We start from the raw sequence: 23,354 nt of genomic DNA on the forward strand, positions 1-23,354 counted from the left end.
CTCCGGGGTCAGTGGGCGTTCAGTTCGTGGTTGGCGATGAAGTCGGGCGGCAGCTCCGGGCCCCAGACGTAGAGCGCGTCCTCGGGCGGGTGGTCGGCCGCCGGCCAGGCCTGGCCGGCGGCGACGTAGTCGATGTCGTAGGAGTACTCGGCGTAGCTGCCCCAGGGGTCGCGCACGTAGCGGAAGTAGTTGGACCCCAGCACATGGCGGCCCAGGCCCCAGCCCCGGGTGTAGCCGGCCTGCGCCATCTGCTGCGCGCCGATGCCCACGGCGTCGAGCGAGGGCACGCACCAGCTGCTGTGGTGCAGCCCCGGGCCGCCGGAGCGGGCCAGCGCGATCAGGTGGTGGTCGCTGCCGTGCGGGCTGTGCAGGAAGGCGATGTCCGAGCCGGAGCGGTCGGACAGCTGCAGGCCCAGCACGCCTTCGTAGAACGCGCGGGCCGCATCCACGTCGGCGCTGAACAGCAGGATGTGCGAGAGGTACAGCGGGCGCGTGGCCGGGGCCTGGCTGCGGCTGGGCGCGCGGCCGCCATGGCCCGGCGCCGGCGGCCACTCGCGCGGGGCCGGCTGCGAGGGCGAGCACTTGCCGGCCACGCGCAGCTGCACCGGCAGCCCGTCGGCGCCCCGCAGCCACAGGCCGTCGCCGTCGGCACCGGGCGGCGGCGCCGCGGCCGGCACCCCCAGCGCCGCGGCGCGCTGCGCGAAGCGCGGCGCATCCTCGGCGTGGATGCCCAGGCTGAGCCACAGCAGCCGCTTGGACGGCCCGGCGAGGATGCGCGCCCAGCGGTGCGGGTGGCCGTGCGTGTACAGCGCCAGGGCGCCGGCTTCCTCGCGCACGTCCAGGCCGAAGTGGGTGTAGAAGCGGCGCGCCTCGGCGAGGTCGGGCACGCTGAAGACGAACTCGTCGACCGAGTGCACGGCGGGCTGGTCGGGGCGCGGGGGTGTGGCGGCTGTCATGGCGATCTCCTGGTGCGCGGGCGAAGGCTCGCCCGCACCGTGCGGCGCACGGTGTTGTCTCCGGTGGTGGTGGTCGGGGGAAGGGCGGCGTCAGACGACGCGCTGGCGCTGCGTGCCGAGCGGGCCGGCGCTCAGCTGCATCACGTCGCCGCGCTGCAGGAACACCGGGGCCGGCTTGATGCCCAGGCCCACGCCCTCGGGCGTGCCGGTGATCACCAGGTCGCCGGGCAGCAGGGTCATGAACTGGCTCAGGTAGGACACGATCTCGGCCACCGGGAAGATCATGTCGGCCGTGCTGCTGCGCTGGCGCACGGTGCCGTTGACCGACAACTCCAGCGGGATGGCCTGCGGGTCCGGCAGCTCGTCGGCCGTCACCAGCCAGGGGCCGACCGGGCCGAAGCCGTCGAAGCTCTTGCCCTTGCCCCACTGGCCGTTGCGCTTGATCTGCCAGTCGCGCTCGGACACGTCGTTGGCCAGGCAGTAGCCGGCCACGTGCGACAGGGCCTGGGCCACCGGCACCCGGCGCGCCGTGGTGCCGATGACCACGCCCAGCTCGATCTCCCAGTCGCCGGCGACCGAGCCCTCGGGCAGCACCACGTCGTCGTCCGGCCCGGCCAGCGAGGTCAGCGCCTTGGTGAAGACCACCGGTTCCTTGGGCACTTCCAGGCCGGACTCGGCCGCGTGCTTGCGGTAGTTCAGGCCGATGGCGACGAACTGCCGCACGCCCGCCACCGGCACGCCCAGCCGGGTGCCGGCCGGCACCAGCGGCATGCGGCGCAGGTCGATCGCGGCCAGCGCGCGCAGCTTGTCGGGCGCCATCCAGTCCGGCGTGAAGTCCGGCACCAGCAGCGACAGGTCGCGCGGCTGGCCGTCGGCGTCCAGCGCGCCGGGCTTTTCTGCCCCGATGGGGCCGTGGCGTAGCAGCTTCATGTTGGGTCTTCCTCAGTTCGTTTTGGACAACTCGTCCAGAACGAAATCTATTCGAAATGACGAAATCGTCAAATCGGATTCGGGGGCTATTTGATAGGTGCTTTCCCTAGCTTGCGCGCTGGCGGCGGCGCTCCCGGGTGCTCGTGTACGCTCGCGCCCCATGGCACCAGTCGAGAGCGAAGAGAAGGCGCAGGACCACCGGGTCCGGGTCGGGGCGTTGCGGCGCGAGAAGACGCGGCTGCGGCTGCTGCAGAGCGCGCTGGCGGTCGTCGCCGACAAGGGCATCGACGCGGCCGTGATCGACGACTTCATCGCCGCGGCGGGGGTGGCGCGCGGCACCTTCTACAACCACTTCCGGACCACCGGGGAGCTGCTGTTCGCGCTGGCCACGGCGATGAGCGACGAGGTGCTGCAGATCGTCGATCCGCTGGTGCTGCACCTGGACGATCCGGTCGAGCGCTTCGCCACCGGCACGCGGCTGTACATGCAGATGGCGCTGCGCTATCCGCTGTGGGGCCGCTTCATCACGCAGGCGGGCACGCGCATCGCCACGCGCGGGCAGCTGATCGACGTCTACCTGATGCGGGACCTGGAGCAGGCCATGGCCGGCCGGCGCCTGGCGGTGGACGACGTGCGGGTGGCGCGCGACCTCGTGCTGGGCGCGATCTTCTACGGCATCGAGACCATGCTGACGGAGCCGACGCGCGCCCACCATGCCGAGCAGCTGGTGCGCTGCGTGCTGGCCGGCCTCGGCCTGCCGGCGGCCGAGGCCGGGCGCATCGCCAGCATGCCGCTGGAGATCCCGGGCGCCGTGCAGGGGCCGATCTTCTCCGGCCTGCAGGCCGGCACGCGGCGCCCGGCCGCGCCGCGCGGCGCGGCGGAAGAATGAATCAGTGGTGTTCTTCGGCCACCGGCGCCATCAGCCGGTCGGTGAAGGCGATGGCCATGGCCGACAGCAGGAACACGACGTGGATCGTGGTCTGCGCGATCAGCACCTTGTCGCTGTAGTTGTCGGCGTTGATGAAGGTCTTGAGCAGGTGGATGGAGCTGATGCCGATGATGGACATGGCCAGCTTGACCTTCAGCACCGAGGCGTTGACGTGGCTCAGCCACTCGGGCTGGTCCTCGTGGCCTTCCAGGTGCATGCGGCTGACGAAGGTTTCGTAGCCGCCGACGATGACCATGATCAGCAGATTGGAGATCATCACCACGTCGATCAGCGCCAGCACCACCAGCATGATCACCGTCTCGTTCAGCACGGTGATCGGCGCGTCGGTCTTGTAGCCGATGCCGTTGATCAGCGCCTGCAGCGCATGCTGGTTGCCGAACGCGGCCTCGACCAGGTGTGTCAGTTCGACCAGGAAGTGCACCACGTAGACCGCCTGCGCGACGATCAGGCCCAGGTACAGCGGCAGCTGCAGCCAGCGGCTGGCGAAGATCAGCTTGGGCAGCGGGCGCAGCGGCGAGGCTTTGGGCAGGGTCGGGTCGGACATGGACGGGTCGGAGGGCGAAAAGGCGCGCGATTGTAGGAGCGCGCCGGCCATGCAAGACGAATGCCCGGCGGCGGGCGGGCCCGCCCGCTACAGCGACAGCACCCAGGCCGCCAGCTTCCTGGCGTCGGCCTCGCTGACCTGCGGATTGGCCGGCATGTGCTGCACGCCCCAGACGCCGGTGCCGCCCTGGCGGATCTTGGCGGCCAGCCGGTCCACGGCGGTCTGGTCGCCCCGGTAGCGGGCGGCGATGTCCTTGAACGGCGGGCCCACCAGGCGCTTGTCGATGCGGTGGCAGCCCATGCAGTTGCTGGCGGCGGCCAGCGCCTGGTCGGCCTGCGCCGGCAGGCCCATGCAGGCGACGGCCAGCGCGGCGGCCGGCAGCAGGTATCGCGGGGAGCGGGGTCGGGGCATTGCGCTACAGTGTTCCGCGGCATTGTAGGGAGCGGGTCTGCGGAGGCCCGGCCCGCACGGAAGGACGCCGCCACCATGTACCTGCTCGGACTCGGAATCGTGCTGCTGCTGCTCAAGTGGGGCGGGGTCGGCCCCGTCGCCGGCTGGAACTGGTGGACGGTGCTGGCGCCGTTCGCCCTGGCCGCGCTGTGGTGGACCTGGGCCGACCGCAGCGGCTACACCCGCCGCAAGGCCGCCGAGCGCGACCAGGCGCGCAGGCAGGCGCGCGTCGCGCGCACGCGTGCGGCATTGGGCCAGCGCCCGGGCCGGCCGCGCTGAGTCAGGCGGCGTAGTCGTCCAGCACCGCGCCCTTGCTGGCGCTGGACGCGTTGAACGCGAACTTGGCCTGCACGCCGCGCACGTAGCGCGGGGCCGGCGGCGTCCAGCCGGCGCGGCGCCGGGCCAGTTCGTCCTCGGGCACGTTGAGCTCCAGCTTCAGCTGGTGCGCGTCGATGGTGACCGAGTCGCCCTCGTGCACGAAGGCGATGGTGCCGCCGGCCGCGGCCTCCGGCGCCACGTGGCCGACCACCATGCCCCAGGTGCCGCCGGAGAAGCGGCCGTCGGTGACGAGGCCCACCGACTCGCCCAGGCCGGCGCCGATCAGCGCGCCGGTGGGGGCCAGCATCTCGGGCATGCCGGGACCGCCCTTGGGGCCCAGGTAGCGCAGCACCATCACGTCGCCGGCCTGGATCCGGCCGTCCAGGATGGCCTGGAGCGCGGACTGCTCGTCGTCGAACACGCGGGCCGGGCCGGTGATCACGGGGTTCTTCAGCCCGGTGATCTTGGCCACCGCGCCCTCGGGCGACAGGTTGCCCTTCAGGATCGCCAGGTGGCCCTGCGCGTACAGCGGCCGGTCGATCGGGCGGATCACGTCCTGGTCGGCGCGCGGCTGGTCGGGCACGCCGGCCAGCGTCTCGGCGATGGTCTTGCCGGTGATGGTCATGCAGCCGCCGTGCAGCAGGCCGGCGTTCAGCAGGATCTTCATGACCTGCGGGATGCCGCCGGCCCGGTGCAGGTCCACGGCCAGGTACTTGCCGCTGGGCTTGAGGTCGCAGATCACCGGCACCTTGCGGCGCACGCGCTCGAAGTCGTCGATCGACCACTGCACGCCGGCCGCATGCGCGATCGCCAGGAAGTGCAGCACCGCGTTGGTCGAGCCGCCGGTGGCCATGATCACGGCCACCGCGTTCTCGATGGCCTCGCGCGTGACGATGTCGCGCGGCCTGAGGTTCCTGCGGATCGCCTCGATCAGCACCTTGGCCGACTCCCGGGCCGAGTTCTGCTTCTCGTCGTGCGGGTTGGCCATGGTGGACGAGTAGGGCAGGCTCATGCCCAGCGCCTCGAACGCGCTGGACATGGTGTTGGCCGTGTACATGCCGCCGCACGAGCCGGTGCCGGGGATGGCGCGGCGCTCGATCTCCTTCAGGTCGTGGTCGCTGAGCTTGCCGGCGGCGTTCTCGCCGACCGCCTCGAACACGCTGACGATGTTCAGGTCCCGGCCCTGGTAGCGGCCGGGCAGGATGGTGCCGCCGTAGACGTAGATGGCCGGCACGTTGGCGCGCAGCATGCCCATCATGCCGCCGGGCATGTTCTTGTCGCAGCCGCCGACCACCAGCACGCCGTCCATCCACTGGCCCTGCACGCAGGTCTCGATGCAGTCGCTGATGACCTCGCGGCTGACGAGGGAGTACTTCATGCCCTCGGTGCCCATGGCCATGCCGTCGGCCACGGTGGGCGTGCCGAACACCTGGGCGTTGCCGCCGGCCTCCTCGATGCCGGCGATGGCCGCGTCGGCCAGCTTCTGCAGGCCGCTGTTGCAGGGCGTGATGGTGCTGTGGCCGTTGGCCACGCCGACCATGGGCTTGCGGAAGTCTTCCTCCTCGTAGCCCATGGCGTAGAACATGGAGCGGTTGGGCGCGCGCGACTTGCCCTCGGTGATGTTGGCCGAACGCCGATTCGGGCGGTCGATCTGGACCGGTTTCGTTTCCATCGCTTCGTCTCTCTCTTGGGTGGGGATGAGCGGCCAGTATGGCAACGAAGCCTGATTGGTTCCAATCGCTTCGGTCGTGGCGATTGATATCCTCCGCGTATGAAAGAAGCCCCGCCCGACCTGCGTGTCTGGCGCCAGTTCGCGGTGCTGGCCGAGGAGCTGCACTTCGGCCGCGCGGCCCGGCGCCTGCACATGACGCAGCCGCCGCTGACCCAGGCGATCGCCCGGCTGGAGCGCGGCCTGGGCGCCGCGCTGTTCGAGCGCACCCGCCGCCGCGTGGCGCTGACGGCCGCCGGCGAGGCGCTGGCGCCGCAGGTGCGCGACCTGCTGGCGCGGGCCGCGGCGCTGCCGGCGCTGGCGCGCGCGGCGGCGGCCGGCGAGGTCGGCCGCGTGCGGCTGGCCTTCGTGTCCACGGCGGGCTTCGAGCAGTTGCCGGCCTGGGTGCGGGATTTCCACGCGCAATGCCCCGGCGTGGCGCTGGAACTGGTGGAGGCGACCGGCGACGTGCAGCTCGACGCCTTCGCGCGCGGCGCGATCGACGCCGGGCTGATGCTGCATTCGCCCGGCCAGGCGCCGGCCGGGCTGGCGCGGCTGGCCGTGGGCCGGGAGCCGTTGGTGCTGGCGCTGCCGGCCGGCCATGCGCTGGCCCGGGCCGCGCGGCCGCCGCTGGCCGCCGTGCTGGCCGAACCGCTGGTGCTGTTCCCGCGGCGCATCCTGCCTTCGCTGCACGACGCCGTGCTGGCGCTGTACCGCGCGCACGGCGCGGTGCCGCAGGTGGCGCAGGAGGCGATCCAGATGCAGACCATCGTCAACCTGGTCTGGGGCGGCATCGGCCTGGCCTGGGTGCCGGCCAGCGTGACGCGCTTCCGGCGCGAGGGGGTGGTCTACCGCGAGGCGGCGCAGCTCGCAGTGGCCGGGCGCCGGCGCGCGGAACTGCCGGCGTGCGAGACCAGCCTGGTCTGGCCCGAAGGGGCGCCGTCGCCGGCGCTGGCACGCTTCGTGGCCTTCGTCCGGGAGCGGACCGCGGGCTGAGCCGGCTGCGGCTCCGTCAGCCCAACTGCGACTGCAGGTAGTTCGGCAGGCCGATCTTGTCGATCAGGCCGAGCTGCTTCTCCAGCCAGTAGGCGTGGTCTTCCTCGGTGTCGTGCAGCTGCGCGACCAGGATGTCGCGGCTGACGTAGTCCTGCAGGCGCTCGCACAGCGCGGCGCCTTCCTTCAGCGCGGCGCGCACCTCGTACTCGGTGGCCAGGTCCTTGCGCAGCATCTCGGGCACGGTGGCGGCCGGGGTGAAGTCCTTGGGCTTTATGTCGGGCGCGCCGCCCAGCATCAGGATGCGCTGCATCAGCGCGTCGGCGTGCTGGGTCTCTTCCTGCATCTCGTGGTCCAGGCGCGTGTACAGGCGCTGGAAGCCCTGGTCCTGGTAGTTGCGCGAATGGGCGAAGTACTGGTCGCGCGCGGCCAGTTCGCCCCGCAGCAGATCCTTGAGGCAATCGATGACCTGGGGATGGCCTTGCATGGGGAACTCCCTGTTGTTCTGTGCTGGAAACGCGCAAGTGTCGCGCGTTCGGCACGCGATGTCTGCACATGCCCCCGGGACGGCGCTCTGCATGCACATGCGGATCGCTCGTGTTCGCGCGGACACCCGCGTGCGGCGCCGCGGGCGGGGCGCCGACCTCGGCACAATCCCCCGATGCTCATGTATCCCCAGATCGACCCGGTCGCGCTGCAGATCGGGCCCGTGGCCATCCACTGGTACGGCATCACCTACCTCGTCGCGTTCGCGCTGTTCATGCTGCTGGGCACGCTGCGGCTGCGGCACCAGCCGTTCGCCTCGGCCCAGCCGCCGTGGACGCGCAAGGACGTGGAGGACATCTTGTTCCTCGGCGTGCTGGGCGTCGTGGTCGGCGGGCGGCTGGGCTACTGCTTGTTCTACAAGCCGGGCTACTACCTGACGCATCCGCTGGAGATCTTCCACGTCTGGCAGGGCGGCATGAGCTTCCACGGCGGCATGCTGGGCGTGATCGCCTCGATGCTGTGGTTCGCGCACTCGCGCCGGCGGCCGTGGCTGCAGGTGGCTGACTTCGTGGCGCCTTGCGTGCCGACCGGCCTGGCGGCCGGGCGCGTGGGCAACTTCATCAATGGCGAGCTGTGGGGCCGCTTCGCGAGCCCGGACCTGCCCTGGGGCATGGTGTTTCCGCAGAGCGGCTCGATGCTGCCGCGCCACCCCTCGCAGGTCTACCAGTTCCTGCTGGAGGGGCTGCTGCTGTTCGTGCTGCTGTGGCTGTACGCGCGCCGGCGCCGCGCCGAGGGGCAGGTGGCGGCGGCCTTCCTGGTGGGCTACGGCGTGCTGCGCTTCGTCGCCGAGTTCTTCCGCGAGCCCGATGCCTTCCTGGGCCTGCTGTCGCTGGGCATGAGCATGGGCCAGTGGCTGTGCCTGCCGATGATCCTGGCCGGCGTGGCGATGTGGATCTGGTGCGGGCGGCGCGAACGCCGCTAGCCGGCGGCGGGCTGGGCCAGCAGCGTCTGCGCGTCCTCGCACCACCAGCCGACCGCGGCCAGGTAGCCTTCCCACACGCAGCCGTTGCAGCCGCGGCCGCAGCAGGTCGTGGGTTCCGGCGGCGGGGCGCGCAGGCCGGCGATGCCGCGTGCCTGCAGCCGCGCGGCGAGCGTGGCGACGGCCAGGCGGGCCGTGGCGGCGTCGGTCGGGGCGGGGAGGGCTGGGTCGGTCATCGCGGGCGTCGCAGGGCAGGCCGGCATTGTGGCGGCTGGTGCGCCGGGCCGGCGCCGGGCGCTGCCGGCGGGGCATGGCGCGGCACCCGGGCTGGACCACAATCGCCGCTCGGGCGCCTGGCGCCCCGGCCCGTCCACCCGATCCCGATCCGCAGAAGGTCCGTTCCATGAATGCCGCCGATTGGTTCGCCCGCAGCCTGGCGCTGCTGAAGCCGGCAGCGCGGCCGGCCCCGGCCGCGCCGGATGCGCCGCGGCCGCTGGCCGAGCGGCTGCGCGCGACGCTGCGCCGCGAGCCCGAGGCGCTGACGCCCAGCGCGCTGCGCCGGCTGCTGGCCCAGCTGCAGGGCGTGGCCGATCCGCACGTCAGCGAGGTCGAGGCCGGCCGCCGTGCGCGCCAGGTCATGGCCTGGTACGCCGGCGCCGGTGCCGCGGAGCGGCGCGACCTGTGGCTGCTGCTGGTGGACCGCTTCGCGCCCGACGCCGAGGAGGTGCGCGCCGCGCGCGCGCATTACGACGCGGCGCTGGGTACGCCCGAGCAGGGCGCCGCCGAGATCCGGCTGCGCAGCGCCTTCGTCTCGCCGCGCACGCGGGTGCTGCAGCGCTTCGCGGTCGACCGCGGGGGGCTGCGCTTCCTGGTCGACCTGCGCGCCGAGCTGCTGCCGCAGCTCAAGGGCGAGCGCTGGCTGCTGCCGCTGGACGCCGAGCTGCAGGCGCTGTTCTCGACCTGGTTCGACGTGCCCTTCCTGGAGCTGCGCCGCATCAGCTGGGATTCGCCGGCCTCGCTGATCGAGAAGCTGATCCAGTACGAGGCGGTGCACGACATCCGCAGCTGGGCCGACGTGAAGAACCGGCTCGACAGCGACCGGCGCTGCTACGGCTTCTTCCACCCGGGGCTGCCGGACGAGCCGCTGATCTTCGTCGAGGTCGCGCTGATCGACCACCTGGCCGCCGGCATCGCGCCGCTGCTGGACGAGCAGGCCGCCGTGGACGACATCGCCAAGGCCACGACGGCGATCTTCTACTCGATCAGCAACACCCAGGCGGGCCTGCGCGGCGTGAGCTTCGGCGATTCGCTGATCAAGCGCGTGGTCGAGACGCTGCGCGAGGAGTTTCCCCAGCTGCGGCAGTTCGCCACGCTGTCGCCGATCCCGGGCTTTCGGGGCTGGCTGGCGAAGAACGCCGACGCCATGCGCGCGCGCCTGCCCGAACGGCTGCGCGCCGAGCTGGACCGCGCGCTCGGCGGCGAGTCCGTGCCGGCGGCGGCCGAGCGCGCGCTGGCGCTGGACGAGAAGTCGCCCGTGCGCCAGTTCCTGCTGCGCAGCGCCGCGCAGTACCTGGGCCGCGAGCTGGACGACGGCCGGCCGCTGGACCCGGTGGCGCGCTTCCATCTGGGCAACGGCGCGCGCGTGGAGCGGCTGAACTGGGCCGGCGACCCCTCGCCCAAGGGCCTGAAGCAGTCCTGCGGGCTGATGGTCAACTATCTGTACGATCTGCGCCGGCTCGACAAGCACCGGGCCATGACGCTGGCGGGCCGCATTCCGCTGTCGTCGGAGGTCGAGCGGCTGCTGCTGTGAGCGGCCGCCATTCCAGCAAGCAGGTAAGAAGGAGACGAGACGCATGGACACTCCGATCACCCGCCGCGGGGCGCTGCGGTTCGCGGCCGCCGCCGCCCTGCCGGCCGGCCTGGCCGCGCGCGGCGCCCGGGCCGACGCCGCCTGGCCGGCCAAGCCCGTCACGCTGATCGTGCCGTTCCCGGCCGGCGGCGGCACCGACGCCTTCGCGCGCCCGCTGTCGGCGCAGTTCGCCAAGCTCACCGGCCGGACGCTGGTGATCGACAACAAGGGCGGCGCCGGCGGCACGGTGGGCGCCAGCGCCGCGGCCAAGGCGCCGCCCGACGGCTACACGCTGTTCATGGGCGCGGTGCACCATGCGATCGCGCCGTCGGTGTATCCCCGGCTGGACTACGACCTGGAAAAGGACTTCGTGCCACTGCTGCTGCTGGCCAACGTGCCGCAGGTCGTGGTCGTGAACCCCAGGCGGGTGCCGGCGGGCGACATCGGCAGCTTCCTGGAGCTGGTGCGGCGCAACCCGGCCCGCTTCAACTACGCCTCGGCCGGCGCCGGCACCTCGCACCACCTGGCCGGCGAACTGTTCAAGCAGCAGACCGGCACCTTCATCACCCACATCCCGTACCGTGGCGCCGGCCCGGCGCTGGCCGACCTGATCGCCGGCAACGTGGACCTGATGTTCGACGGCCTGGGCTCCTCGGCCGCGCACATCAAGGCCGGACGCATCAAGCCGCTGCTGGTTTCCGGCGGCAGGCGCAACCCGTCGCTGCCCGACGTGCCCTGCGCCGCCGAGGCGGGGCTGCCCGACTACACCGTGACCACCTGGTACGGTCTGTGGGCGCCGCGTGGCACGCCGGCGCCGGTGCAGGCGCGCATCGTGGAGGAGTTCCGCCGTGCCGAGGCGGCCGACGAGATCCGGGCGGTCTGGGCCAGCAACGGCGCCGAGTTCGGCGCGCTGACGCCGGCCGAGTTCGGCAGCTTCGTCGGCAGCGAGATCCGGCGCTGGGCCGGCGTCGTCAAGACCGCGGGCGCGAAGATCGATTGAACCCAGGTTGAACCCGCGAGTGCTTCCGAGATGAGCTACACCACCGACACCCAGAACCTGTTCGCCGCGCTGCGCGCGGCCTTCCCGGCCGACCTCGACCAGGTCGCCATCGACGCCACCGAGCCCGGCGGCGCGCCGCTGCGCTACAGCTGGCGCGACCTGGAGCGCGCCAGCGCCATGATCGCCAACCTGTTCGCGGCGCTGGAGCTGCCGCCGGCCTCGCGCATCGCGGTGCAGGTCGAGAAGTCGGTCGAGGCCGTGATGCTGTACCTGGCCACGCTGCGCGCCGGCCACGTGTTCCTGCCGCTGAACACGGCCTACCAGAGCGCCGAGATCGCCTACTTCATCGGCAATGCCGAGCCGGCCGTGGTGGTCTGCAGCCCGGCCAGCTTCGGCTGGGTCAGCCAGATCGCGTTCCAGGCCGGCACGCGCCACGTGTTCACGCTGGGCGAGGACCGCTCGGGCACGCTGCTGGAGCGCGCGTCGCACTGCAGCGACCGGCACGAACCCGTGGCGCGCGGCGGCGACGACCTGGCCGCCATCCTCTACACCAGCGGCACCACCGGCCGCAGCAAGGGCGCGATGCTGAGCCACCGCAACCTCTTGTCCAACGCCCGGGTGCTGAAGGACTACTGGGGCTGGAGGCCGGGCGACGTGCTGCTGCACGCGCTGCCGATCTTCCACGTGCACGGCCTGTTCATCGCGCTGCACGGCGCGCTGCTGAACGGCAGCAAGATGCTGTGGATGGCCAAGTTCGACCCCCGGGCCGCGATCGCCCGCCTGCCCGAGGCCACGGTGTTCATGGGCGTGCCCACGCTGTACGTGCGCATGCTGGCCGAGCCCGCGCTGACGCGCGAGGCCGTGCGCAACATGCGGCTGTTCATCTCGGGCTCGGCGCCGCTGCTGATCGAGACCTTCCGCGACTGGCAGCAGCGCACCGGCCACACCATCCTGGAGCGCTACGGCATGAGCGAGACCGCGATGCTGACCTCCAACCCCTACCGCGCCGAGGACGGCGAACGCCGCGGCGGCACGGTCGGCTTTCCGCTGCCGGGCGTGGCGCTGCGCGTGGTGGACGACGCCGGCCAGCCGGTGCCGGCGGGCGAGGTCGGCGGCATCCAGGTCAAGGGCCCCAACGTGTTCCAGGGCTACTGGCGCATGCCCGAGAAGACGGCCGAGGAATTCACCGCAGACGGTTTCTTCAAGACCGGCGACGTCGGCCGCATCGACGCCGACGGCTACGTGACCATCGTCGGCCGCAGCAAGGACCTGATCATCAGCGGCGGCTACAACGTCTACCCGGCCGAGATCGAGGGCTTCCTGAACGAGATGCCGGGCGTGGCCGAGAGCGCCGTGGTCGGCGTGCCGCACCCGGACTTCGGCGAGGTCGGCGTGGCCGTGCTGATCGCCAGGCCCGGCGCCGCGCTGGACGGCGAGGCGCTGCTGGCCCGGCTCAAGCAGCAGCTGGCCAACTTCAAGATCCCCAAGCGCGCCTTCGTGGTCGAAGCGCTGCCGCGCAACACCATGGGCAAGGTGCAGAAGAACCTGCTGCGCGAACAGTACAAGGCGCTGTTCGCCTGAGGGCCGGCGGCGCCGCGAGGGCGGTGGCCGGCCCGGCGCGCCGTCAGCGCAGCACCAGCACCGGGATGTGCGAGTGCGTCAGCACGTGCTGCGTCTCGCTGCCCAGCAGCAGGCGGGTCATGCCGCGGCGGCCGTGCGAGGCCATCACGATCAGGTCGCAGTTGTGCTTCTGCGCGGCCGAGATCAGCGCCTCGGACACCTGGTCCGAGCGGACCACCACCGGGTGGACGGTGACCCCCTGCGCCTGCCCCGTGGCCTGCACGGCGTGCAGTTCCTTCATGGCGGCGGCGGTCCAGGTTTCTTCGGTGCGCGCCACTTCCTGCATGTCCAGCGCCATCGCGCCGTCGAAGTAGCTCTGCGGATAGGGCGGCACCACCTTCACGGCGGTGATGGAAGCGCCCAGCTTGGCGGCCAGCGCCAGTGCGCTGCTCACGGCCTTCTGAGAGAGTTCGGAACCGTCGGTGGCGACGAGGATGTGCTGGTACATGTGGTGTGCTCCCGTGTTGTGAACGATTCCAGAATAGTTCTGCCGGCGGGTTTTGCATTGATCCACGTCAAGGCACGGACGGCCGCCCCTGCGTACGCTGGCGGCCATGCAAGCAAGTCTTCCTGCGGCAGGCGCCTCTGCTGCGCGCGCGGACGGCGCGCCCGGACCCGGCGGCCTGGCGTGGATCGACGATCCCGGGGAATGGGCCGCGTTCAGCCGCCCGGCCGCGCAACAGGGCGAGGGTGTCTGGGAGTCCAGCCTGGCGGTGGAGGGCATGACCTGCGCCGCCTGCGCGCTGACGGTGGAGGAGGCGCTGCGTGCCGTGCCCGGCGTGCTGTCGGCCGAGGTCGGCGCGGCCAGCCGGCGCGCGCGCGTGGTCTGGCGCGCCGGCCAGGCGCGACCCTCGCAGTGGCTGGACGCCGTGCGCGCGGCCGGCTACCGCGGCGTGCCGCTGGCCGACTTGGCGGTGCGTGCCGAGCGCCGGCGCGACGCGCGCCGGATGCTGTGGCGCTGGCTGGTCGCCGGGCTGTGCATGATGCAGGTGATGATGTACGCCTATCCCGCGTACACCGCCGCGCCGGGCGAGATCTCGGCCGACGCCCAGGCGCTGCTGCGCTGGGCCTCCTGGGTGCTGAGCCTGCCGGTCATGCTGTTCTCGTGCGGGCCGTTCTTCCGCGCCGCGCTGCGCGACCTGCGGCGGCGGCGCGTCGGCATGGACACGCCGGTCACGCTGGGCATCCTGATCACCTTCCTGGTCAGCACCTGGGGCACCTTCGAGCCCGACGGCATCTTCGGCGCCGAGGTGTACTTCGACTCGCTGACCATGTTCGTGTTCTTCCTGCTCAGCAGCCGCTGGCTGGAGACGCGGCTGCGCGACCGCACCGGCGGCGCGCTGGACATGCTGCTGCAGCGCCTGCCCGACGGCGTGGAGCGCGAGCGCGCCGACGGCACGCGCGAGCAGGTGGCCGCGCACCGCGTGGCGGTGGGTGACGTGCTGCACGTGCGCCCGGGCGAGGCCTTCGTGGCCGATGCTCGCATCCTGGACGGCCAGACGCTGGTGGACGAGGCGCTGCTGTCCGGCGAGTCGAGCCCGGTCGCGCGCGGGCCCGGCGCGCCGGTGCTGGCCGGCAGCTACAACCTGGCGGCGGCCGTGCGCGTGCAGGTCACGGCCGCCGGTACCGACACGCGCTTCGCCGAGATCGCCGCGCTGATGGACGAGGCCGCGCGCTCGCGCCCGCGCCTGGCGCTGCTGGCCGACCGCATCGCCCGGCCGTTCCTGCTGGCGGTGCTGCTGGCGGCCGTGGGCGCCTGCCTGTTCTGGTGGCGCCACGATCCCGGCCACGCGCTGATGGTGGCGGTGGCGGTGCTGGTGGTCACCTGCCCGTGCGCGCTGTCGCTGGCGACGCCGGCGGCGATGCTGGCCGCGGCCGGGGCGCTGGCGCGCCGCGGCGTGCTGGTGCGCCGGCTGCAGGCGCTGGAGGCGCTGGCCGGGGTCGACACCGTGGTCTTCGACAAGACCGGCACGCTGACGCGCGACGCGCTGGCGCTGGGCGCGGTGCACACCCGCGCCGGCGTGCACCAGAGCCAGGCGCTGGCCATGGCCGCGGCGCTGGCGCGCCATTCGCTGCACCCGGCCTCGCGCGCGCTGGCGGCGGCCGGTGCCCAGGGGCCGAGCGAGGAGCAGTGGCAGGCCTGCGACCTGGCCGAGGAGGCCGGCCGCGGCCTGTCCGGCCGGCTCACGCGCAACGGCTGGCCCTGGCCCGGCGTGCTGCGGCTGGGCTCGGCCGCGCACTGCGGCGTGGACGCGCCGGCCCAGCAGGACATGACGGTCTGGCTGGCCGACGAGCGGGGCGTGGTCGCCTCCTTCGTGCTGCACGAGGACCTGCGCGCCGACGCCGCCGCCACCGTGGGCCGGCTGCGGGACATGGGGCTGGCCGTGCAGTTGCTGTCCGGCGATGCCGGCGCCGCCGTCGCGCGCGTGGCCGCGCAGCTGTCCATCGCCGGGGCGCGCGGCGGCTGCTCGCCGCAGCACAAGCTGCAGGCGCTGCGCGAGCTGCAGCGCCAGGGCCGGCACAGCGCCATGGTCGGCGACGGCCTGAACGACGGGCCGGTGCTGGCCGGCGCCGACGTGTCGTTCGCGTTCGGCCATGCCGTGCCGCTGGCGCAGGCGCAGGCCGACTTCGTGGCGCCCGGCGGCGCGCTGATGGTCGTGGCCGACACGCTGGCGCTGGCGCGCCGGACCATGGCGGTGGTCCGCCAGAACCTGGCCTGGGCCGCGCTGTACAACGCCGTCAGCGTGCCGCTGGCGATCGCCGGCTGGATGCCGGCCTGGCTGGCCGGCCTGGGCATGGCCGCCAGCTCGCTGCTGGTGGTGCTGAACGCGCTGCGCCTGTCCGCCGCGCTGCCCGTGCCGCCGGCCGGCACGGCGCCGGTGCGGCTGCCGCGCCCCTTGCCGGAGCATTCCTGATGGACATCCTGTTCCTGCTGATCCCGCTGTCCGTGGTGCTGGTGTTCTTCATCCTGGGCGGACTGTGGTGGGCCATCGACCGCGGCCAGTTCGAGGACATCGAGGCCGAAGGCGAGCGCATCCTGCGCGCCGCGGAGGATCGGCCGGTCGCCGGCGATTGACATGCGTCAAAGCGGCTTTGTCGGCGCCGTCCGACACTGCCGGGCAGTTCTGTAAGTGCGTTCAGAAGAGAGGCGACGATGAAACAGTCGAGTGGCCAGGCCGCGGTCTACAACGACGCCGTAGTGCGTCAGTTTTCCGTCATGGCCGTGGTGTGGGGGGTGGTGGGGATGCTGGTGGGCGTGATCATCGCCGCCCAGCTGACCTGGCCGGAGTTGAACCTGGGCATCCCGTGGCTCAGCTACGGCCGGCTGCGGCCGCTGCACACGAACGCGGTGATCTTCGCCTTCGGCGGCTGCGCGCTGTTCGCCACGGCCTACTACGTGGTGCAGCGCACCTGCCAGACGCGGCTGTTCGGCGGCTGGTTGCCGGCCTTCACGTTCTGGGGCTGGCAGCTGGTCATCGTGGCCGCGGCGATCACGCTGCCGCTGGGCTACACCTCCGGCAAGGAATATGCCGAGCTGGAGTGGCCGATCGACATCCTGATCGCGCTGGTCTGGGTGGCGTTCGCGGTGGTGTTCTTCGGCACCGTGGGCACCCGCAAGGTGCGCCACATCTACGTGGCCAACTGGTTCTACGGCGCCTTCATCATCGCCGTGGCGCTGCTGCACATCGTCAACAGCGCGGCCGTGCCGGCCAGCTTCTGGAAGAGCTACTCGGCCTACGCCGGCGTGCAGGACGCCATGGTGCAGTGGTGGTACGGCCACAACGCCGTGGGCTTCTTCCTCACGGCCGGCTTCCTCGGGATGATGTACTACTTCATTCCCAAGCAGGCCGAGCGCCCGGTCTACAGCTACCGGCTGTCCATCGTGCACTTCTGGGCGCTGATCTTCACCTACATGTGGGCCGGCCCGCACCACCTGCACTACACCGCGCTGCCGGACTGGACGCAGTCGGTCGGCATGGTGTTCTCGCTGATCCTGCTGGCGCCCAGCTGGGGCGGCATGATCAACGGCATCATGACCCTGTCGGGCGCCTGGCACAAGCTGCGCGACGACCCGATCCTGCGCTTCCTGATCGTCTCGCTGTCGTTCTACGGCATGAGCACCTTCGAGGGCCCGATGATGTCGATCAAGACCGTCAACGCCCTGTCCCACTACACCGACTGGACCGTGGGCCACGTGCACTCCGGCGCGCTCGGCTGGGTCGGCCTGATCTCCATGGGCTCGCTGTACTACCTGATCCCGCGCCTGTTCGGCCGCAAGCAGATGCACAGCGTCAAGGCCATCGAGCTGCACTTCTGGACCGCCACCATCGGCATCGTGCTGTACATCGCCGCGATGTGGATCGCCGGCGTGATGCAGGGCCTGATGTGGCGCTCGGTCAACCCCGACGGCACGCTGACCTACACCTTCGCCGAATCCGTCAAGGCCACCTTCCCGTTCTACGCGGTGCGCCTGCTGGGCGGCCTGCTGTACCTGTTCGGCATGGTGGTGATGGCCTGGAACATGTTCATGACCATGGCCTCGGCGCGCCCGGCCACGGTGGTGATTCCGCAGCCGGCCTCCGCCCACTGAGTCCCAAGAAGAAGAGGAACCCACTGCCATGTCGCAGAACATTGAAAAGCCCTCGACCCACGAGAAGATCGAGACCAGCAACTTCCTGATGATCGTGCTGATCCTGCTGGTGCTGGTCGTCGGCGGCCTGGTCGAGATCGTGCCGCTGTTCTTCCAGCGCTCCACCACGGTGGCGATCGAGGGCGTCAAGCCCTACACCGCGCTGCAGCTGGCCGGGCGCGACATCTACCTGCGCGAGGGCTGCTACAACTGCCACTCGCAGATGATCCGCCCGCTGCAGGCCGAGACGCTGCGCTACGGCCACTACTCGCTGGCCGGCGAGTTCGTCTACGACCACCCGTTCCAGTGGGGCAGCAAGCGCACCGGTCCGGACCTGCACCGCGTGGGCGGCAAGTACAACGACGAATGGCACCGCGTGCACCTGGTCAACCCGCGCGACGTGGTGCCGGAATCCAACATGCCGGCCTATCCCTGGCTGGAGAAGAACGGCATCGACGGCGCCCAGCTGCAGGCCAACATGCGCGCGCTGCGCCGCGTCGGCGTGCCCTACACCGACGAGGAGATCGCCAAGGCCGCCGAGGACGTGAAGGGCAAGACCGAGATGGACGCCACCATCGCCTATCTGCAATCGCTCGGCCTGGCCGTGAAGTAGAGGAGGGAGGACGCCATGGACATCAACACCCTGCGCTCGGTGGCGACCGTGCTGTCGCTCGCCGCCTTCATCGGCATCTGGGCCTGGGCCTGGTCGCGCCGCAACCGCCAGGCTTTCGACGAAGCCGCCCGCCTGCCGTTCGAGCAGGACTGAACCCCACGCGAACGAGAGAACATCATGAGCGACTTCACGAGCGGCTTCTGGTCGATTGCGATCACGGCCGTGACCTTGGTGGGCATCATCGGCTGCGCCCTCCTGCTGTGGGCGGCCGGCAAGGCCAAGGTCTCGCCGAGCGGCGACAACACCACGGGCCACATCTGGGACGGCGACCTGCGCGAGATGAACAACCCGCTGCCGCGCTGGTGGGTGTGGCTGTTCGTCATCACCGTCGTGTTCGGCCTGGCCTACCTGTGGATGTACCCCGGCCTGGGCACCGCGCCCGGCTCGCTGAACTGGACCTCCGTCGGCGAGCACGACGCCGAGGTCAAGAAGCACCAGGAAGCCACCGCGCCGATCTACGCCAAGTACGCCGACATGCCCGTGCCCGAGATCGCCAAGGACGCGCAGGCCATGGCCATCGGCGAGCGGCTGTTCATGAACAACTGCGCGCAGTGCCACGGCTCGGACGCGCGCGGCAGCAAGGGCTTCCCGAACCTGGCCGACGGCGACTGGCTGTACGGCGGCGAGCCCGACAAGATCATCGAGACCGTCACCAAGGGCCGCATGGGCGTGATGCCGCCGCAGGCCGCCGCCGTCGGCTCGCCGGACGACGTGCGCAACGTCGCGCACTACGTGCTGAGCCTGTCGGGCAGCCCGCACGACTCGGTGCGCGCGGCGCTCGGCAAGTCCAAGTTCATGGTCTGCGCGGCCTGCCACGGCAGCGACGGCAAGGGCAACCCGCTGCTGGGCGCGCCCAACCTGACCGACGACGTCTGGCTGCACGGCTGGGGCGAGGACGCCATCGTCGCCATGATCAACAACGGCAAGACCAACCAGATGCCGGCGCAGGAAGGCAAGTTCACGCCGGAGCAGATCCGCGTGCTGGCGTCCTACGTCTGGGGCCTGAGCCACCAGTGATCCACACGAGCCGTCCGGCGCAGACCGGCGGCCAGCCACGATGAACACCCCGCGCAAGATCGTCCCGATCAAGCCCGAAGGCGAGGCCGAGCTGGTCTCGCTGTTCGAGGCGCACAAGACGGTCTATCCACGCACCGTCACCGGCTACTTCCAGAACTGGCGCTGGGCCCTGGTCTGGGCGACCCAGCTGCTGTTCTACGGCCTGGCCTGGCTGCAGTGGGGCGGCCGCCAGGCCGTGCTGTTCGACCTGGAGGCGCGGCGCTTCTACATCTTCGGCCTGGTGCTGTATCCGCAGGACTTCATCTACCTGTCGGGGCTGCTGGTGATCTCGGCGCTGTCGCTGTTCCTGTTCACGGCCGTGGCCGGGCGGCTGTGGTGCGGCTTCAGCTGCCCGCAGACCGTCTACACCGAGATCTTCCTGTGGATCGAGCGCAAGATCGAGGGCGACCGCGGCGCGCGCATGAAGCTGGACGCCGGCGGCATGTCGATGGAAAAGCTGGTCAAGAAGTGGTTCAAGCACATCGTCTGGATCATGTTCGCGCTGTGGACCGGCTTCACCTTCGTCGGCTACTTCACGCCGATCCGCGAGCTGGCGATGTCCTTCATCACCACGCGGCTCGGGCCGTGGGAGACCTTCTGGGTGCTGTTCTACGGCTTCGCCACCTACGGCAACGCCGGCTTCCTGCGCGAGCAGGTCTGCAAGTACATGTGCCCGTACGCGCGCTTCCAGAGCGCGATGTTCGACCGCGACACGCTGGTCGTCAGCTACGACGAGGCGCGCGGCGAGCCGCGCGGCAGCCGGCCGCGCAACGCCGACCCGGCCGCGCGCGGCCTGGGCTCGTGCATCGACTGCACGCTGTGCGTGCAGGTCTGCCCGACCGGCATCGACATCCGCAAGGGCCTGCAGTACGAGTGCATCGGCTGCGGCGCCTGCGCCGACGTGTGCGACGGCGTGATGGACAAGATGGGCTATGCGCGCGGGCTGATCAAGTTCACCACGCAGCGGGGCCAGGAGCAGGGCTGGAGCCGCGCGCAGATCTGGCGCCGCGTGCTGCGCCCGCGCGTGCTGGTCTACGCGGCGGTGCTGCTGGCGATCTCGATCGCGCTGCTGACCAGCCTGGCCCTGCGTACGCCGTTCAAGGTCGACGTGGTGCGCGACCGCGGCGCCATGGCCCGCATCGTGGCCGGCGGCGCGATCGAGAACGTCTACCGCCTGCAGATCATGAACGCGACCGAGGCGCCGCAGCGCTTCGCGATCGGCGCCACCGGCCTGCCGGGGCTGTCCGTCGTGTCCGAGCCGGAGATCGAGGTCGATGCCACGGCCTCGCGCTGGGTCGCGGTGCGGCTGCAGCTGCCCCACGGCGGCGCGGCCAGCGGCTCGCACCCGATCCGGTTCGAACTGCGCATGCTGTCGGGCGACGGTGCCGTGCGCGAGAAGTCGGTATTCCTGGTACCGCGATGAAGGAGATTCGGATGCAAGTTCCGCAGCAAGCACTGCAGGCCCCCGTCGCCGCCCGCCCGTGGTGGCGCCACGGCATGGTCTGGATGGTCATCGCCGGGCCGGCGGCGGTCGTGGTGGCCGGCATCGTGACGGCCGTGATCGCGTTCCAGGGCGCCGACCCGGTGGTCCAGGACCCCGCCGCGGCGCAGGCCGCCGAGCAGTCGTTCGACCACCAGCCGGCCATGCAGGGCCGCAACCACGCGGCCACCGGCGGCGTGCCGGCCGCGCGCTGAAGGGCAGGGGCCGCCGCCATGTGGGGACAACGCCTGATGTGGATCGCCTGGCCGGCCTTCCTGGCCGCGGGCGTGCTGGAGATGCTGGTGTTCGCGCTGATCGACCCGCACGACCTGCACTGGTTGGGCCGCGCGCTGGAATGGTCGCCGATGGCCGTCTACACCGCCACCTTCTTCGGCTTCTGGCTGGTGTGCATGGGCGCCTGCGCGATGACGGCGCTGCTGGCGCTGACGCCGGCGGAGCTCAACCGCGGCGCGGCGCGGCTCAATGGCAGACCTGTGGATTGACGATGCGCTGCAGCGCATCGGCATCGCGGATGCGCAGGTGCCGCTGCTTGACCTCGACGATGCCCTCGTCGACGAACTTGGAGAAGGTGCGGCTCACGGTCTCCAGCTTCAGGCCCAGGTAGCTGCCGATCTCCTCGCGCGTCATGCGCAGGATCAGCTCGCTGCGCGAGAAGCCGCGCGCGTGCAGGCGCTTGACCAGGTTCAGCAGGAAGGCCGCCACGCGCTCCTCGGCGCGCATGCTGCCCAGCAGCAGCATCACGCCGTGCTCGCGCACGATCTCGCGGCTCATGATCTTGTGCACGTGGTGCTGCAGCGCGTTGACCTCGCGCGAGAGCTCTTCCAGCCGGTCGAACGGCATCACGCAGACCTCGGCATCCTCCAGCGCCACGGCGTCGCAGCTGTGCCGGTCGTTGACGATGCCGTCCAGGCCGATGATCTCGCCGGCCATCTGGAAGCCGGTGACCTGTTCGCGCCCGTCGGCCGTGGCCACCGTGGTCTTGAAGAAGCCGGTGCGGATCGCGTAGAGCGAGCTGAACTTCTCGCCGTTGTGGAACAGCGTCCCGCCGCGCTTGATGGAGCGGCGCGTGGCGACGACCTCGTCGATGCGCGCGAGCTCCTGCTGGTCCAGCTGCATCGGCATGCACAGTTCGCGCAGATTGCAGTTGGAACAGGCGACTTTGACGGCGAGTGGGTTCATGGCGTCCTTTCTGACCTAGCGCAAATTGTCTCAAAACCGATTGTGACGGCGCTTGATCATGGTCAAGCACGGGATTGTTCTACCGCGGCACAGTGGCAGCCTGAGGATTTCCCATGACGACGACGATGGCTTCCCTTGCCGTTCCAGCCTGCCAGGTTCCCGAGGACGTGCTGCGGCGCTTCGACCGGCCCGGGCCGCGCTACACCTCCTATCCGACGGCCGACCGCTTCGTCGAGGCCTTCGGCCCGCAGGACCTGGCGCAGGCCTTGCAGCAGCGGTGCAACGGCGGGGCGGGGCAGGCCCTGCCGCTGTCGCTGTACGTACACGTTCCGTTCTGCGAATCGCTGTGCTACTACTGCGCCTGCAACAAGATCATCACCCGGCGCCACGAGAAGGCCGGGCCCTACCTGGACTATCTGGAGCGCGAGATCGAGCTCGTCGTCGCTGCGCTGGGCGCGGGCCAGCCAGTATCGCAGCTGCACCTGGGCGGCGGCAGCCCGACCTTCCTGGACGACGCGGAACTGGCGCGCCTGATGGACGCGCTGCGCCGCCGGTTCGCGCTGGCGCCCGGCGCCGAGTGCGCGATCGAGGTCGATCCGCGCACCGTCGACGCCGCGCGGCTGGAGCGGCTGGCCGCGCTCGGCTTCAACCGCCTGTCCTTCGGCGTGCAGGACTTCGACCCGGCCGTGCAGAAGGCCGTGCACCGGGTGCAGCCGTTCGAGCAGGTCGAGGCGCTGGTGCGCGCCGCGCGCGGGGCCGGCTTCGAGTCCATGAACGTGGACCTGATCTACGGCCTGCCGCAGCAGACGCCGGCCTCCTTCGCGCGCACGCTGGAGCAGGTGGTCGCGCTGCGGCCCGAGCGCATCGCGCTGTACGGCTACGCGCACCTGCCCGAGCGCTTCAAGCCGCAGCGGCGCATCCATGCCGAGCAGCTGCCCGACGGCCCGGCCCGGCTGGCCATGCTGGGCGCGGCGCTGGCGCGCTTCCAGCAGGCCGGCTACGTCTACGTCGGCATGGACCACTTCGCGCTGCCCGACGATCCGCTGGCCGTGGCCAAGCGCCAGGGCCGGCTGCACCGCAACTTCCAGGGCTACAGCACGCAGCCGGACTGCGACCTGGTGGCGCTGGGCGTGTCGGCCATCGGCAAGGTCGGCGCCACCTACGCGCAGAACGCCAAGACCATGGAACAGTACTGCGACCTGATCGACCAGGGCCGGCTGCCGGTGGTGCGCGGCCTGGCGCTGGGCCGCGACGACCTGCTGCGCCGCGCCGTGATCATGGCGCTGATGTGCCAGGGCGAGCTGGCGTTCGAGTCGATCGACCTGGCCTGGCTGATCGACTTCCGCCGCTACTTCGCGGCCGAGCTGGAACAGCTGCGCGCGCTGGAGGACGACGGCCTGATCGAGATCGACGCCCAGGGCCTGCGCGTGACCGACACCGGCTGGTACCTGGTGCGCGCCGTCGCCATGGTGTTCGACCGCTACCTGCAGGCCGACCAGGCGCGCGCCCGTTTCTCCAGGATTCTCTGAACGC

26 protein-coding genes are annotated in these 23,354 nt (G+C 71.3%); 17 read left to right on the forward strand and 9 right to left on the reverse strand.

Annotated elements, in window-relative coordinates; all coding sequences use genetic code 11:
* Positions 1-8: 8 nt before the first annotated feature.
* Both QM782_RS18480 and QM782_RS18485 read right to left on the reverse strand, forming a co-directional pair.
* Positions 9-956, reverse strand: a complete 948-nt coding sequence (locus QM782_RS18480; protein WP_415204349.1) for a VOC family protein — start codon at positions 954-956, stop codon at positions 9-11.
* 90 nt (positions 957-1,046) lie between these two features.
* Positions 1,047-1,886 (reverse strand): fumarylacetoacetate hydrolase family protein, encoded by an 840-nt coding sequence (locus tag QM782_RS18485; RefSeq protein WP_415204350.1) that lies wholly within the window; start codon positions 1,884-1,886, stop codon positions 1,047-1,049.
* A 160-nt stretch (positions 1,887-2,046) separates the two neighbouring features.
* On the opposite strand from QM782_RS18485, the gene QM782_RS18490 reads away from it, so the two are divergent.
* Positions 2,047-2,775, forward strand: coding sequence for a TetR/AcrR family transcriptional regulator (locus QM782_RS18490; RefSeq protein ID WP_415204351.1), 729 nt, complete (start codon positions 2,047-2,049; stop codon positions 2,773-2,775).
* A 1-nt stretch (position 2,776) separates the two neighbouring features.
* On the opposite strand, the gene QM782_RS18495 is transcribed toward QM782_RS18490, so the two are convergent.
* Entirely contained in the window at positions 2,777-3,379 is a 603-nt protein-coding gene (locus tag QM782_RS18495; protein ID WP_415204352.1) for a TIGR00645 family protein, read from the reverse strand.
* A gap of 87 nt (positions 3,380-3,466) precedes the next feature.
* Positions 3,467-3,790, reverse strand: coding sequence for a c-type cytochrome (locus QM782_RS18500; RefSeq protein ID WP_415204353.1), 324 nt, complete (start codon positions 3,788-3,790; stop codon positions 3,467-3,469).
* Between the two features lie 75 nt (positions 3,791-3,865).
* Between QM782_RS18500 and QM782_RS18505 the strand changes: the two genes are divergently transcribed.
* Complete coding sequence (locus tag QM782_RS18505) at positions 3,866-4,108, forward strand: TIGR04438 family Trp-rich protein (protein WP_415204354.1); 243 nt, start codon at positions 3,866-3,868, stop codon at positions 4,106-4,108.
* Position 4,109: 1 nt separating this feature from the next.
* Here QM782_RS18505 and ilvD read toward each other — a convergent pair whose 3' ends face one another.
* Positions 4,110-5,819, reverse strand: a complete 1,710-nt coding sequence (ilvD, locus tag QM782_RS18510) for a dihydroxy-acid dehydratase (protein WP_415204355.1) — start codon at positions 5,817-5,819, stop codon at positions 4,110-4,112.
* A gap of 99 nt (positions 5,820-5,918) precedes the next feature.
* Between ilvD and QM782_RS18515 the strand changes: the two genes are divergently transcribed.
* Complete coding sequence (locus QM782_RS18515) at positions 5,919-6,851, forward strand: LysR family transcriptional regulator (protein WP_415204356.1); 933 nt, start codon at positions 5,919-5,921, stop codon at positions 6,849-6,851.
* A gap of 16 nt (positions 6,852-6,867) precedes the next feature.
* Here the strand turns inward: QM782_RS18515 and bfr are convergent, their stop codons facing one another.
* The gene (gene bfr, locus QM782_RS18520) at positions 6,868-7,335 is read right to left on the reverse strand and encodes a bacterioferritin (protein ID WP_415204357.1); all 468 of its coding nucleotides are present in this window, start codon (positions 7,333-7,335) and stop codon (positions 6,868-6,870) included.
* A 174-nt stretch (positions 7,336-7,509) separates the two neighbouring features.
* On the opposite strand from bfr, the gene lgt reads away from it, so the two are divergent.
* Complete coding sequence (gene lgt, locus QM782_RS18525; protein ID WP_415204358.1) at positions 7,510-8,316, forward strand: prolipoprotein diacylglyceryl transferase; 807 nt, start codon at positions 7,510-7,512, stop codon at positions 8,314-8,316.
* Here lgt and QM782_RS18530 read toward each other — a convergent pair.
* Positions 8,313-8,549 (reverse strand): oxidoreductase-like domain-containing protein, encoded by a 237-nt coding sequence (locus tag QM782_RS18530; RefSeq protein WP_415204359.1) that lies wholly within the window; start codon positions 8,547-8,549, stop codon positions 8,313-8,315. The genes lgt and QM782_RS18530 overlap by 4 nt on opposite strands.
* 167 nt (positions 8,550-8,716) lie before the next feature.
* Between QM782_RS18530 and QM782_RS18535 the strand changes: the two genes are divergently transcribed.
* Genes QM782_RS18535 through QM782_RS18545 form a run of 3 tightly spaced genes read left to right on the forward strand, consistent with a single transcriptional unit; the run spans position 8,717 to position 12,743 of the window.
* A complete protein-coding gene (locus QM782_RS18535) occupies positions 8,717-10,123 on the forward strand; it encodes a malonyl-CoA decarboxylase (RefSeq protein WP_415204360.1) in 1,407 nt (468 codons plus the stop codon).
* 43 nt (positions 10,124-10,166) lie between these two features.
* A complete protein-coding gene (locus QM782_RS18540) occupies positions 10,167-11,162 on the forward strand; it encodes a Bug family tripartite tricarboxylate transporter substrate binding protein (protein ID WP_415204361.1) in 996 nt (331 codons plus the stop codon).
* 30 nt (positions 11,163-11,192) lie between these two features.
* Entirely contained in the window at positions 11,193-12,743 is a 1,551-nt protein-coding gene (locus QM782_RS18545) for a malonate--CoA ligase (RefSeq protein WP_415204362.1), read from the forward strand.
* A gap of 43 nt (positions 12,744-12,786) precedes the next feature.
* Here the strand turns inward: QM782_RS18545 and QM782_RS18550 are convergent, their stop codons facing one another.
* Positions 12,787-13,230 carry a universal stress protein gene (locus tag QM782_RS18550; protein WP_415204363.1) on the reverse strand — a complete coding sequence of 148 codons (444 nt, stop codon included), beginning with the start codon at positions 13,228-13,230 and terminating at the stop codon, positions 12,787-12,789.
* 106 nt (positions 13,231-13,336) lie between these two features.
* On the opposite strand from QM782_RS18550, the gene QM782_RS18555 reads away from it, so the two are divergent.
* The 9 genes from QM782_RS18555 (at position 13,337) to QM782_RS18595 (ending at position 21,124) form a co-directional block, all read left to right on the forward strand.
* Positions 13,337-15,697, forward strand: a complete 2,361-nt coding sequence (locus QM782_RS18555; RefSeq protein ID WP_415204364.1) for a heavy metal translocating P-type ATPase — start codon at positions 13,337-13,339, stop codon at positions 15,695-15,697.
* Positions 15,697-15,858: a cbb3-type cytochrome oxidase assembly protein CcoS gene (gene ccoS / locus QM782_RS18560; protein WP_415204365.1), complete on the forward strand. Its 162-nt coding sequence runs from the start codon at positions 15,697-15,699 to the stop codon at positions 15,856-15,858. The genes QM782_RS18555 and ccoS overlap by 1 nt, the downstream gene beginning before the upstream one ends.
* 78 nt (positions 15,859-15,936) lie before the next feature.
* Positions 15,937-17,373, forward strand: coding sequence for a cytochrome-c oxidase, cbb3-type subunit I (gene ccoN / locus QM782_RS18565; protein ID WP_415204366.1), 1,437 nt, complete (start codon positions 15,937-15,939; stop codon positions 17,371-17,373).
* Between the two features lie 28 nt (positions 17,374-17,401).
* Entirely contained in the window at positions 17,402-18,025 is a 624-nt protein-coding gene (ccoO, locus tag QM782_RS18570; RefSeq protein WP_415204367.1) for a cytochrome-c oxidase, cbb3-type subunit II, read from the forward strand.
* Between the two features lie 15 nt (positions 18,026-18,040).
* Positions 18,041-18,178, forward strand: coding sequence for a cbb3-type cytochrome oxidase subunit 3 (locus tag QM782_RS18575; protein WP_415204368.1), 138 nt, complete (start codon positions 18,041-18,043; stop codon positions 18,176-18,178).
* Between the two features lie 24 nt (positions 18,179-18,202).
* On the forward strand, positions 18,203-19,102 hold the full coding sequence (gene ccoP, locus QM782_RS18580; RefSeq protein ID WP_415204369.1) for a cytochrome-c oxidase, cbb3-type subunit III: 900 nt from the start codon (positions 18,203-18,205) through the stop codon (positions 19,100-19,102).
* 40 nt (positions 19,103-19,142) lie between these two features.
* On the forward strand, positions 19,143-20,564 hold the full coding sequence (gene ccoG, locus QM782_RS18585; RefSeq protein WP_415204370.1) for a cytochrome c oxidase accessory protein CcoG: 1,422 nt from the start codon (positions 19,143-19,145) through the stop codon (positions 20,562-20,564).
* Positions 20,565-20,575: 11 nt separating this feature from the next.
* A complete protein-coding gene (locus QM782_RS18590; RefSeq protein WP_415204371.1) occupies positions 20,576-20,836 on the forward strand; it encodes a nitrogen fixation protein FixH in 261 nt (86 codons plus the stop codon).
* Between the two features lie 18 nt (positions 20,837-20,854).
* Positions 20,855-21,124 carry a hypothetical protein gene (locus QM782_RS18595; protein ID WP_415204372.1) on the forward strand — a complete coding sequence of 90 codons (270 nt, stop codon included), beginning with the start codon at positions 20,855-20,857 and terminating at the stop codon, positions 21,122-21,124.
* Here QM782_RS18595 and fnr read toward each other — a convergent pair.
* Positions 21,102-21,821, reverse strand: coding sequence for a fumarate/nitrate reduction transcriptional regulator Fnr (gene fnr / locus QM782_RS18600; RefSeq protein ID WP_415204373.1), 720 nt, complete (start codon positions 21,819-21,821; stop codon positions 21,102-21,104). The two genes, QM782_RS18595 and fnr, sit on opposite strands and share 23 nt — an antisense overlap.
* A 113-nt stretch (positions 21,822-21,934) precedes the next feature.
* Here fnr and hemN point away from each other — a divergent pair, with 113 nt between their 5' ends.
* Positions 21,935-23,350 (forward strand): oxygen-independent coproporphyrinogen III oxidase, encoded by a 1,416-nt coding sequence (hemN, locus tag QM782_RS18605; protein WP_415204374.1) that lies wholly within the window; start codon positions 21,935-21,937, stop codon positions 23,348-23,350.
* Positions 23,351-23,354 lie beyond the last annotated feature (4 nt).

It is taken from the genome of Pseudorhodoferax sp. (genome assembly GCF_047601025.1).
Lineage (GTDB): Bacteria > Pseudomonadota > Gammaproteobacteria > Burkholderiales > Burkholderiaceae_C > Pseudorhodoferax.

Bases quoted from the DNA above. Each gene is read 5' to 3' on its own strand.
- QM782_RS18480 (WP_415204349.1), bottom strand. From the start codon at position 956: ATGACAGCCGCCACACCCCCGCGCCCCGACCAGCCCGCCGTGCACTCG.
- QM782_RS18485 (WP_415204350.1), bottom strand. From the start codon at position 1,886: ATGAAGCTGCTACGCCACGGCCCCATCGGGGCAGAAAAGCCCGGCGCG.
- QM782_RS18490 (WP_415204351.1), top strand. From the start codon at position 2,047: ATGGCACCAGTCGAGAGCGAAGAGAAGGCGCAGGACCACCGGGTCCGG.
- QM782_RS18495 (WP_415204352.1), bottom strand. From the start codon at position 3,379: ATGTCCGACCCGACCCTGCCCAAAGCCTCGCCGCTGCGCCCGCTGCCC.
- QM782_RS18500 (WP_415204353.1), bottom strand. From the start codon at position 3,790: ATGCCCCGACCCCGCTCCCCGCGATACCTGCTGCCGGCCGCCGCGCTG.
- QM782_RS18505 (WP_415204354.1), top strand. From the start codon at position 3,866: ATGTACCTGCTCGGACTCGGAATCGTGCTGCTGCTGCTCAAGTGGGGC.
- ilvD (WP_415204355.1), bottom strand. From the start codon at position 5,819: ATGGAAACGAAACCGGTCCAGATCGACCGCCCGAATCGGCGTTCGGCC.
- QM782_RS18515 (WP_415204356.1), top strand. From the start codon at position 5,919: ATGAAAGAAGCCCCGCCCGACCTGCGTGTCTGGCGCCAGTTCGCGGTG.
- bfr (WP_415204357.1), bottom strand. From the start codon at position 7,335: ATGCAAGGCCATCCCCAGGTCATCGATTGCCTCAAGGATCTGCTGCGG.
- lgt (WP_415204358.1), top strand. From the start codon at position 7,510: ATGCTCATGTATCCCCAGATCGACCCGGTCGCGCTGCAGATCGGGCCC.
- QM782_RS18530 (WP_415204359.1), bottom strand. From the start codon at position 8,549: ATGACCGACCCAGCCCTCCCCGCCCCGACCGACGCCGCCACGGCCCGC.
- QM782_RS18535 (WP_415204360.1), top strand. From the start codon at position 8,717: ATGAATGCCGCCGATTGGTTCGCCCGCAGCCTGGCGCTGCTGAAGCCG.
- QM782_RS18540 (WP_415204361.1), top strand. From the start codon at position 10,167: ATGGACACTCCGATCACCCGCCGCGGGGCGCTGCGGTTCGCGGCCGCC.
- QM782_RS18545 (WP_415204362.1), top strand. From the start codon at position 11,193: ATGAGCTACACCACCGACACCCAGAACCTGTTCGCCGCGCTGCGCGCG.
- QM782_RS18550 (WP_415204363.1), bottom strand. From the start codon at position 13,230: ATGTACCAGCACATCCTCGTCGCCACCGACGGTTCCGAACTCTCTCAG.
- QM782_RS18555 (WP_415204364.1), top strand. From the start codon at position 13,337: ATGCAAGCAAGTCTTCCTGCGGCAGGCGCCTCTGCTGCGCGCGCGGAC.
- ccoS (WP_415204365.1), top strand. From the start codon at position 15,697: ATGGACATCCTGTTCCTGCTGATCCCGCTGTCCGTGGTGCTGGTGTTC.
- ccoN (WP_415204366.1), top strand. From the start codon at position 15,937: ATGAAACAGTCGAGTGGCCAGGCCGCGGTCTACAACGACGCCGTAGTG.
- ccoO (WP_415204367.1), top strand. From the start codon at position 17,402: ATGTCGCAGAACATTGAAAAGCCCTCGACCCACGAGAAGATCGAGACC.
- QM782_RS18575 (WP_415204368.1), top strand. From the start codon at position 18,041: ATGGACATCAACACCCTGCGCTCGGTGGCGACCGTGCTGTCGCTCGCC.
- ccoP (WP_415204369.1), top strand. From the start codon at position 18,203: ATGAGCGACTTCACGAGCGGCTTCTGGTCGATTGCGATCACGGCCGTG.
- ccoG (WP_415204370.1), top strand. From the start codon at position 19,143: ATGAACACCCCGCGCAAGATCGTCCCGATCAAGCCCGAAGGCGAGGCC.
- QM782_RS18590 (WP_415204371.1), top strand. From the start codon at position 20,576: ATGCAAGTTCCGCAGCAAGCACTGCAGGCCCCCGTCGCCGCCCGCCCG.
- QM782_RS18595 (WP_415204372.1), top strand. From the start codon at position 20,855: ATGTGGGGACAACGCCTGATGTGGATCGCCTGGCCGGCCTTCCTGGCC.
- fnr (WP_415204373.1), bottom strand. From the start codon at position 21,821: ATGAACCCACTCGCCGTCAAAGTCGCCTGTTCCAACTGCAATCTGCGC.
- hemN (WP_415204374.1), top strand. From the start codon at position 21,935: ATGACGACGACGATGGCTTCCCTTGCCGTTCCAGCCTGCCAGGTTCCC.